The 10,743-nt window shown below is 43.4% G+C and carries 10 protein-coding genes; all 10 read left to right on the top strand.

The window, feature by feature from the left end:
- Window positions 1-25: 25 nt before the first annotated feature.
- On the top strand, window positions 26-1,777 hold the full coding sequence (locus B2746_RS00135) for a RagB/SusD family nutrient uptake outer membrane protein (protein WP_290789470.1): 1,752 nt from the start codon (window positions 26-28) through the stop codon (window positions 1,775-1,777).
- 11 nt (window positions 1,778-1,788) lie between these two features.
- Entirely contained in the window at window positions 1,789-2,679 is an 891-nt protein-coding gene (locus B2746_RS00130; protein WP_290789467.1) for an endonuclease/exonuclease/phosphatase family protein, read from the top strand.
- A gap of 11 nt (window positions 2,680-2,690) precedes the next feature.
- Window positions 2,691-4,298 (top strand): hypothetical protein, encoded by a 1,608-nt coding sequence (locus tag B2746_RS00125; RefSeq protein ID WP_290789463.1) that lies wholly within the window; start codon window positions 2,691-2,693, stop codon window positions 4,296-4,298.
- A 5-nt stretch (window positions 4,299-4,303) separates the two neighbouring features.
- Window positions 4,304-5,110 carry an endonuclease/exonuclease/phosphatase family protein gene (locus B2746_RS00120; RefSeq protein WP_290789460.1) on the top strand — a complete coding sequence of 269 codons (807 nt, stop codon included), beginning with the start codon at window positions 4,304-4,306 and terminating at the stop codon, window positions 5,108-5,110.
- Between the two features lie 79 nt (window positions 5,111-5,189).
- The gene (dinB, locus tag B2746_RS00115; RefSeq protein ID WP_290789457.1) at window positions 5,190-6,347 is read left to right on the top strand and encodes a DNA polymerase IV; all 1,158 of its coding nucleotides are present in this window, start codon (window positions 5,190-5,192) and stop codon (window positions 6,345-6,347) included.
- A 66-nt stretch (window positions 6,348-6,413) separates the two neighbouring features.
- Window positions 6,414-7,052 carry a peroxiredoxin gene (locus B2746_RS00110; protein WP_290789454.1) on the top strand — a complete coding sequence of 213 codons (639 nt, stop codon included), beginning with the start codon at window positions 6,414-6,416 and terminating at the stop codon, window positions 7,050-7,052.
- A gap of 189 nt (window positions 7,053-7,241) precedes the next feature.
- On the top strand, window positions 7,242-7,697 hold the full coding sequence (locus tag B2746_RS00105) for a hypothetical protein (protein ID WP_290789451.1): 456 nt from the start codon (window positions 7,242-7,244) through the stop codon (window positions 7,695-7,697).
- A 150-nt stretch (window positions 7,698-7,847) separates the two neighbouring features.
- Entirely contained in the window at window positions 7,848-9,020 is a 1,173-nt protein-coding gene (locus B2746_RS00100; RefSeq protein WP_290789448.1) for a metal-dependent hydrolase family protein, read from the top strand.
- A gap of 3 nt (window positions 9,021-9,023) precedes the next feature.
- The gene (locus B2746_RS00095; RefSeq protein ID WP_290789445.1) at window positions 9,024-10,076 is read left to right on the top strand and encodes an endonuclease/exonuclease/phosphatase family protein; all 1,053 of its coding nucleotides are present in this window, start codon (window positions 9,024-9,026) and stop codon (window positions 10,074-10,076) included.
- Between the two features lie 69 nt (window positions 10,077-10,145).
- The gene (locus B2746_RS00090) at window positions 10,146-10,742 is read left to right on the top strand and encodes a 3-keto-disaccharide hydrolase (RefSeq protein ID WP_290789442.1); all 597 of its coding nucleotides are present in this window, start codon (window positions 10,146-10,148) and stop codon (window positions 10,740-10,742) included.
- Window position 10,743: the final 1 nt, after the last annotated feature.

Here is a 10,743-nt window from a genome sequence, read left to right as displayed (position 1 = left end):
TTCTCTGAATGAAAAAAATAGCATTATGAAGAATTGTATTTATATATCATTATTTGCCGGGTTAATGGCTATATCCGGTTGTACCAAAGAATTTCTGGAACGTTATCCAACCGATCAGGTAGCACCGCAAAATTTTTTCAGATCGGAAAATGAATTTATTTCCTATACAAATGGATTTTATACTGCATTGCCTGCTGCCGGTGATGTATATGGAGAAGCTGCCGATAACATAATAAAATCCTCCGTTCCTGCAGAAATAAGTGGAACCCGTATCGTACCTACTACAGATGGAAGATGGTCCTGGGCTGAACTCAGAAATATCAATTTTCTTTTGAACAACCCCAGTGCATTGAATTATAAAGACCCGGCTGTACGTGATCGTTATTTCGGCCTTGCCAAATTTTTCCGCGCTGTATTCTATTTTGAAAAAGTTCGCTGGTATGGTGATGTTCCCTGGTATGGTCAGGTTATTGAAAACACAGATCTCGAAAACCTGATGAAAGCCCGGGATCCAAGAACATTGATCATGGACTCGATTATGGCTGATCTGGATTTCGCCATCCAGCATTTACCAACCGCCCGAAATGTGGAGCGTGTTACAAAATGGACTGCGCTTGCATTGAAGTCACGGATCGCATTGTATGAAGGAACCTGGAGAAAGTATCATACAGAAAGCAATCTTCCCGGAGCTGACAGATTTTTAGAACTCTGCGCCGAGGCTTCCCTCGAATTCATGAATGAAAGCGGTTATACGATTTACAATAAAACCTCCGGTCCATCCGGTAAGCCCTACCAGGATTTATTTGCATCACTGAATGCAGATGATGTGATGGAAGAAGTGATACTGGCAAGACGGTATTCCAATGAACTTGCCATGCGCCACAATCTGCAGTTTTATATCACGGCACGTACCCAGGGCAAACCCGGATTGGAAAAAAGCCTCGTGAATAGTTACCTGATGGCCAACGGAAGCCGCTTTACGGATATTCAGGGCTATGAAACCATGGAGTTTTATGAAGAAGTGCAAAACAGGGATCCCCGTCTGGCACAAACCATTCGTACACCGGGATACACCCGAATTGGACAAACCACTTCGTTGCCACCGGATTTTGAAGCAACCATGACCGGTTACCAGCCTATCAAATGGATGAACATAGTTGCCATGGATGGGAATAGTCAATCCTATCACGATATGGTGCTTTTTCGTGCAGGCGAAGTTTTGTTGAATTATGCAGAGGCAAAAGCAGAGTTGGGAACACTAACACAGGAGGATCTGGATCGCTCCATAAAATTACTTCGCGACAGAGTGGGCATGCCCAATCTGAACATGACGGTCGCCAATGCCAACCCGGACCCTTATCTCGCTGATGCCTATCGTAATGTAAGCGGACCAAATAAAGGCGTAGTACTTGAAATCAGAAGAGAAAGAAGAATTGAACTCGTAATGGAAAACAACCAGCGCTGGGAAGATTTGCTGAGATGGAAAGAAGGTCATCTGCTTATGCGTCCTTTCCTTGGCATGTATTTTCCCGGTCCGGGTTTATATGATCTGAACAGAGATGGCAGAAATGATGTGGAGATTTATGATGGAGCTAGACCACCGGCAACCGGCCCTTATCAGATTGCCAGCAGTGAGCTTACCAATTCTGCAGGCGGGAACATTTATACCAACCGGAATATTATTAAAACCTTCCGGGAGGATCGCGATTATCTCTGGCCGCTCCCAATTGAAGATCTGGAACTGAACGAAAATCTTGAACAAAATCCTAACTGGTAATCTTATTTGATATGAAATCAATTAAAATATACGGATATGGTTTTTTGCTGGCGCTTGTGCTCGGAACCACTGCCTGCAATAAAGACCCCTATTTGCCCAATAAACCACCTACCTATGTGGAACTGGTGAATAATGTGGATGATTATGGCGGTAATAACGAGGATCAGCCACTATTGGGTAAAATAAAACTCATGAGTTATAATATCCATGCAGCAGTTCCGCCTTCTACTCCAGGTGTGGTAAACATGCAGGCCATTGCTGCTGTTATCAATGCAGAACAGCCCGATATCGTGCTGCTGCAGGAAGTAGATAAAAATACCGGACGCAATGGGTATAACAAGGATCAGTCGGCTGAACTGGGTGCTATGACGCAGATGAATGTGGCGTTTTTCTCTGCCACGAATGTGGGGCAGGGATTTTATGGCGTGGCAATTCTGAGTAAGTATCCGCTAAGTAATATCCGCAAGCAATTATTGCCAAAAGGAACCGCAGGGGAAGAGCAGAGAGTGGTAGGTTTTGCACAAGTCGATTTGCCTGGCCGGGATTCATTGGTTGCAATGGTTACACACTTGCAACATAATAGTGCAGACTCCAGACTGCTCCAGGTAAAGGAGCTGGTGAATATTGCATCGGCAATCAAACTGCCTCTGCTAATGGGGGGTGATCTGAATGAACAGCCTACTGCAGCTCCGTTTTTTTCCATATTTGACAATAGCTTTACACGTACCTGTATCACAGGAAATTGTCCGAACACATTTCCTTCCAATAATGCAAACTCCATCATTGATTACCTGGCTTACCGGCCTTCCAATGCATTTTCTGTACAGTCGCACAAAGTTGTGATGGAAACTTTTGCATCGGATCATCTGCCGTTGGTAAGTGAACTAACCATTAACCGTTAAACAGCAAATTCATGAAACAGATAACCGGATATATTTGCATAGCTGTTATAGTACTAGTTGCAGCTTGTAATAAAAAGGACGATAACAGGGTAGCTAAACCTGTTATAACCATTGAAGAAAAGTATACGGCATTAGACGGACTGAATGCCGGTGAGGAACTCGCTATACCTGTAACTGTTCGTGCTGAAGGAGGTATCAAAAGGCTGGCTTATTATTTAATCACCAATACCTCCAACGGAACCAGCTCAGGAAACACCGTTAATAATGATCCGGCAGACCTGCCGGTGGAGCTGACTGATACCATCCGTTTTAAAGTGACGGAAAATTTCAGAGAACTGGTAGTGATTGTATTCGACCGGTTCCATAACAACAGCGAAATTCATATCGCCACAGATAATATCCGTTCCATTCAATCCATTCAGTTCAAAGATGGAATTTCAGAAAGAGAATCTGTTTTTGAAGGAAAGAATCTGCTGATTGAAGGTACAGTTGAATCAGAATTTGAACTTCAATCCATTCAATACCAGACCATCATTGATAACACGGTTTCTGCTGAAATGGCTGTTCCGATTACCAATCCAAACAATGCGCCCTTTGCTATTGGCGTTGAAGTGGTCAAAGGATTATCCGGAATAATTCTGACAACAGTGAATGAATATGAAGCAGTAGTGCGGGATACCTTTAAAATCGGAAATGTTCAGGATGATGCGGTAGTGATCAGTTTGTCAACCGGTTCTGATAAAATTGATAAACTTTATGCTACGATTCAGAACACTATCAGTGGTACGGTATTTTCCGGAACAGCTATTACGCAGTTTTCTTATGCCATAAAGAAAAATGGTATATATGGAACTTCTGTTGATTTGCCAATTGGAACACCGGCTGATGAGTTTTCTTTCAGTTTGGATTTTTTGGGAGAAAAAGAAATTGAAGCCATCCGGATTTCCGGAACCAACGAGGGTGGTAAACAGGCTGAAATGGAATACCAGATTGGTGCCATTTATAATCCGTTGAAAGTATTTAGAAATATTGTTCTGACTACAGAAATTGGTCCGGGTAAGAAAAACTTCTTCTCCGCCTATCAGGAACCACATGTGTTTGAAGCATCGGAAGCTGTTCCGTTTGATGAAGTGATTGATCTGGGATTTTTTAAATACACTGCCACCAGCAATAATATTATGCCGCCCGCTGTATTTGTAGCAGGTGCTGCTTATGCCAATGCGCTTGCTCCTTATATGCAGGGTTGGGATAAAGCACCATATACACTTGTAACTGCTAATAGAGCCAGTGTCAATACCGTTTCATTTGATACACTGGAATGGGATACCCAACTGATGGAACATGTTGCCAATAAAGTTGCTGCTCCAAGGTCAGAAGGTGGGGAGCAGTATAATATTTATGAAACCAATCGCCGTACCAATAATGTCTTCAATGTGGGACAGGGATTTTATATTGGATGGGGCAGATGGGATCCGATTTATAATTTCTCTTTTGGTATTGTATTGGTGAAAAATTACGAGGTTAACGGAGCCTATGCAACGATCACACTGGATATAAAAGTTCCGGAAGAAAACCAGCGATTAAAATACAATCCCTTATCATTGTTTAATTATCCATAAGCAAGATGAAAAAAAATAATTGGATTTTTCTGGCTGGATTGGTTTTCCTTTTTGCCTGTGCTACAACAGGGAAAAAGGGCACTGATTCCGGTAAACAGCTGATCGTTTTAAGTTATAATATTCACCATGGAAATCCACCTACAAGGGAAGCTGGTTTCATTGACCTGGATACCATAGCTGCAACAATACGGTCTTCCGGTGCCGATTTGGTGGCGGTTCAGGAACTGGACAGCGTTACCACCCGAAATAACAAAGTGGATCAGTTGAAAGTTCTCGCTGATATACTGGGTATGTATTACCGGTTTGAACGTACCATTCCTTATGGAGGTGGTGCTTATGGAATCGGCATACTTTCCAAATTCCCGCTACTTGAAACAACCAGTTATGAATTGCCGAATATTGAGGGGATTCAAACCGAACCCCGCAAATTATTGGTAGCAAAAGTGGAAGTTGGAGGTGAGCCGCTGTATTTTGGATGCACCCATTTCGATTTTAAAAACAAGGAGGTAAAATTGGCTCAGGCACGCGCTTTTCTCCAACACCTGAATCCGTTTAGTGGAAATCGGGTGATTGTTGCCGGTGATTTCAATGCAGTTCCGCAAGAAGAGAGTATTCAATTGATTGAAGGCCGTTATCGTTCTGCTGGTTCACCGGATGCATTTACCATCCCTGTTCTGAAACCCAATAAAAAAATCGATTATATTTTTTATACCAACAGCCGGTTGAAGCGCTTGCAGGACAGTGTGCTGACCACCCATTCCTATGGATCAGATCACCTGCCGATTAAAGCTGTCTTCCAACTCCTTCCCTGATCCACCGGTCGGGTGCCACCGGTCGGGTGGCACCCGACCGGTGGCACCCGACCGGTGAAGGATTCTGTACCTTTAGGGAATGAATCAACCGCCCCGCTGGATTGCACATTTTGACCTGGATGCATTTTTTGTGTCGGTGGAATGTTTGCTGAACCCATCACTGAAGGGATTGCCACTGGTGGTTGGAGGCAAAGGCGACCGATCGGTGGTAGCAGCCTGCAGTTATGAAGCAAGAAAATTCGGTATTCAATCTGCCATGCCTATGCGTAAAGCCGAGCAGCTTTGCCCCACCCTCACTATAGTGAACGGAACCAGGGGCGAATACAGCCGTTATTCCAGAATCGTAACGGATCTTATCGCCAGCGCAGCACCCATGTTTGAAAAAGCCTCGATCGATGAGTTCTACATCGATCTCACCGGAATGGATCGTTTCTTCAATCCTCTTCAGTGGACAATGGGCCTGCGACAAAAAATAATGGATACCACACAATTGCCCATTTCCTTCGGATTGGCCCCCAATAAAATGCTGGCTAAAATGGCTACCAATGAAGCCAAACCAAATGGCTGGAAAAAGATTGAACCCGGTGCAGAACAGGCCTTCCTTGATCCAATGCGGGTTGATAAAATCCCGGGTGTGGGTGATCAGACCTTTCGTAACCTCCTGCAATTGGGTATCGAAACGATTTATGAACTTCGTCAGGCAAAACCTCAATTACTTCAAAAGCAACTAGGCAAACACGGGTTGGATCTCTGGCAAAAAGCGCAGGGAATTCATACCAGCGAAGTAGCCCCCTGGCAGGAAGCCAAATCCATTTCCACTGAAAATACCTACGAACTGGATTTAACCGATCTGGAAACCCTTCAACAGGAACTGGTTAGAATGGCTGAAAAACTGGGCTATGAACTTCGTCAGGAAAATAAAATGGCCGGATGTGTGGCCGTAAAAATCCGCTATCCCGATTTTGAAACAAGCTCCCGGCAAACATCCATACCCTATACCTTCTATGACGACGAACTTATCCTTCAGGCAAAGCAATTATTTAAAGAACTCTATCGAAAAGGTCAGCCGGTTCGGTTATTAGGTGTTCGGGTAAGTGAATTAACCGATGAAGCCCGGCAAACCAATCTCTTTCAGGACATGAACCGAAAGGCCGATCTCTATAAAGCCATCGATTCTGTCAAAACAAAATTTGGGAAATCAGCTATTTTTAAGGCAGGAGGCACAAAAAATTCCTAGAAACCCCTATCAAATTACTAGGAATTCAGTATTTTAGCAGCCCATTGAACAACTAAATTCAAAAATATGAGTCTACGTTTAGGTGATGCGGCACCAAATTTCAAAGCCGTAACTACAGAAGGTGAAATCGATTTTTATGAATACCTGGGTAATAGTTGGGGTGTGTTGTTTTCACATCCTGCCGATTACACACCCGTATGTACAACTGAACTGGGCAAAACTGCCTTATTGAAACAGGAGTTTGAAAAACGCGGTGTAAAAGTGTTGGCAGTGAGTGTGGATCCACTCGATAAACACCTGGGTTGGAGAAACGATATCAACGAAACCCAGCATTGTACGGTTGATTTCCCCATCATTGCAGACGAAAGTAAGGAAGTTGCCAATCTGTATGGTATGATCCATCCCAATGCATCAGAAACCTTTACCGTTCGATCTCTTTTTATAATTGGTCCTGATAAAAAAGTAAAACTGATGATTACTTACCCGGCATCTACCGGTCGTAATTTCTATGAAGTTCTGCGTGTTATTGATTCATTGCAACTGACCGCCAATTACAGCGTGGCTACACCGGCTGATTGGAAAAGCGGGGAAGATGTGATTGTGGTTCCTTCAGTAAGCACAGAAGATGCCATTAAAAAATTTCCAAAAGGTGTTAAAGTGGTAAAACCCTATTTGCGTTATACCCCTCAGCCAAATAAAGACTAGTCAAATTCTTAAGTTGTGGAACCCGGTACAGTTACTGTGCCGGGTTTTTTAATGTGTATTCCATTCCCCAAATGGTGGCATTCCTTCATTAAACAAAATAGCAGCAATCTGCTTCCAGCATATATTACCCGGTCAGTTAAACTTGGTATCATTTTAGGCTTACCTATTGCAAAATGATAACCTATGCAAATGAAATGGAAATGGATGAGCCTCCTTAGTTTGCTCAGTGTGGCAATTATTTTGATCAGTTGTAACAAAAATGATGAGGATGGACCTGCATTGCAAAATGAAACCTATCAGCTTGTCAATCTTTCTTCCGGTTCATCTCAGTCTGCCGGTACTTTTCGGATTCTGGAACAATCGAATGGAAATGCAGCCGTTGAAATCAATCTGGCGCAGGCGTTCCGGATCAATGGGGCGCGTTTCAATGCTGTAATTGTTACCTACGACGAATCCACAGACAGTGAACTGGTGTATGCTAACCTCGGTGAAATTAATGGTGGATCTGCCAGGGTACTAATTAATCCCGTGCTTCAGTTGAGTACCAACCAGGCTATTTCTTATGCTGATTTAACCGGAAGAACCGGTTATACGCTCAAGCTCCTCAATGGTGCCAATGTGCAGGCATCCGGACAAATTCAGTAATCTTTAAAAAAGGATAGTATATTCATGTACTATCCTTTTTTTATGCGACAACTTTCTCTTTTAAAGACAGCTTTACTCATTTGCTTTTGCACTGCCGCCCAACGAACAATTTTACATTGTGGCCAGTTGGTGGATGTAAAATCAGGCAAAATGCTGAATTCCATGACCATCATCGTGGAGAAAAATAAAATTACGGATGTTCGTAACGGGTATATTCAACCGAATAGCTCAGATCAGATAATTGATTTGAAAAACAAAACGGTTCTTCCGGGGTTGATTGATATGCATGTTCACCTCGAATCAGAAACAAAAAAAGGCGGGGCTGCTGAACGGTTTGTTCTTAATCCGCCTGATATCGCATTTCAATCTATAGGTTATGCCAAAACTACGCTGTATGCTGGTTTTACAACAGTTAGAGATCTGGGCGGTTCAGGAGTGAACATCGCCTTGCGGAATGCCATCGCCAAAGGACAGGTAGAAGGTCCCAGGATTTTTACTGCCGGAAAATCAATTGCAACCACCGGCGGACATGCAGACCCGACTAATGGGTATAGAAAAGATCTGGCAGGTGACCCCGGACCAAAAGAAGGGGTAATCAACAGCGTTGCCGATGCTTATCAGGCCGTTCGGCAACGATACAAGGATGGTTCCGATCTGATAAAAATTACCGCAACCGGAGGTGTTCTTAGTCAGGCGAAAGACGGTGCCAATGCGCAATTCACCATGGAAGAAATTCGGGCCATCGTAACTGCCGCAAAAGATTATGGCTTCCGGGTAGCCGCACATGCACACGGTGCAGAAGGAGCTAAAAGAGCAATTATCGGCGGAGTAAATTCCATTGAACACGGCACTTTTCTGGATGATGAAGCGATCCGGCTGATGAAAGAAAATGGAACCTGGTATGTGCCAACCATTACTGCAGGAAAATCAGTGGCTGACAGTGCAAAAATTCCGGGTTATTATACCGATATCGTAACACCCAAAGCATTGGCAACCGGACCTCAGTTACAGGCTACATTTGCAAAAGCTTACAAAGCAGGAGTTAAAATCGCATTCGGAACGGATGCCGGTGTATTTGCACATGGTAAAAACTGGATGGAATTCGTTTATATGACAGAAGCAGGCATGCCCGCTATGGAAGCCATACGGGCCGCGACAATACATGCAGCAGAGTTGTTAGGAGCTGCTGAAATACTTGGTGTAATTGAATCAGGTAAACTGGCAGATATTATTGCATTGGATGCTGATCCTTTAAAAGATATCCATGCAATGGGTAAAATTCATCTTGTGATGAAGGATGGAAAAATTGTTCGAAGAAATTAAGCTATGACGGTATTACTGATTTTTTCCTGGCTGATGATCGCTACGGTGGTGCTTCCTTTCGTTAAACACGATTACTGGATTTTCCGTATCTGCGAATATCCGCGGTACCAAAAATTGGTTATCATTATAGCCCTGGCAATTTGCTGGATAGTAGGGGGGGATTATGGTCGGTTATCACATCATCTCACCTTTATTTTTTTATTGCTTTCAATCGGCTACCTGATTTATCTGATCTGGCCTTATCTGCCACTTGCAAAAAAAGAAGTGCTTGCTGTTCGTTCGGCCGATACATCTAATCAGATTCGCATTTATACCTGCAATGTATACCAGGATAATAAAGCCTATAATCGGGTAATACAACAGATTCAGCAATCCCATGCGGATCTGTTTTTTTTGCTTGAAACCGACGAGGGATGGGAATCGGCCATGGATGCTGCATTTGCGAAAACTCACCCGCATACATTGAAAGAACCGCTCCCTAATACCTATGGATTGCTTTTGTACAGCCACCTTCCTTTCCGGGAAGCGGAAATCAACTACCTCGTCGAATCGGACGTTCCTTCTGTTGAACTGGAAGTAGAACTGCCTTCCGGACAACCCGTTAAAATTTGGGGACTTCATCCCAAACCACCCGTACCCGGAGAGGATGACAGGTCCACCGCGAAAGATAAAGAGCTTATGAAAGTAGCCCTGCGGGCAGAAAAAGAAAAACTTCCCGTGATTGTGATGGGTGATCTCAATGATGTAGCCTGGAGTTATGTAACTAATTTATTCCGCAAAACAAGTGGCCTCCTGGATCCAAGAAGAGGCAGAGGTTTTTACAGCACTTTTTCTGCCAATTACTGGTTCATGCGTTTTCCATTGGACTATATATTCAGCTCCGCAGATTTTGGTTTGATTGCCATGAAACGCATGCCTCATGTGGGTTCCGATCATTTTCCCATGTTTATTCAATTGCAATACCAGCCTGCTTTGGAAAAAATGCAGGAAGCTCCGGAAGCAACTACCGAAGAAAAACAGGAAGCAAGGGAAAAGGCGAATAGCGCAATCGATTGATCTGAAAATTTTAGCATCAATTTTATTTTTACGGTTTAAAGTTCCTCCCGCATTGCTTAATTTGGGAGCATGAAATATACTGCAATTCTCCTGCTGGCCATCTGTATGAGTAGCACGATGCTGGCACAAAAATCAAAATCGCTTTTCAATGGCAAAAACCTGAAAGGCTGGACTATCCATGGTACTGAAAAATGGTATGTTGAAAATGGTGAACTGATTTGCGAAAGTGGTCCGGATAAACAATACGGATACCTTTCCACCAAAAAAGCCTACAAAAATTTTGAACTTAATCTGCAATTCAAACTGGAAGCCAATGGCAACAGTGGTGTGTTTATCCGTTCGGGAATTGAAGGCACCAAAATCAGCGGCTGGCAGGTGGAAGTTGCACCTCAGGACAAACATACCGGCGGTATTTATGAGTCCTATGGAAGGGGATGGCTGATCAAACCAAAACCGGAAGATGAATCAAAACTAAATGCAAACGGATGGAATGATATGCGGATCCTCGTTCGGGGAGATAAAGTGACCACTTTCCTGAACGGACACCAGATGGTTGATATTACCGATGCAAAGATTGGTGCTGGTGAAGGTTTTATTGCACTGCAGATCCATGATGGCGGTGGAATTAAAGTTCGTTGGAAAAATATTCGTATTACTGAATTATAAA

This window comes from Flavihumibacter sp. UBA7668 (assembly GCF_002483205.1).
In the GTDB taxonomy this organism is placed as follows: Bacteria; Bacteroidota; Bacteroidia; order Chitinophagales; family Chitinophagaceae; genus Flavihumibacter.
The sequence above is the reverse complement of the archived record's forward strand: the minus strand, read 5'-3'. Positions and strand labels throughout refer to the sequence as shown.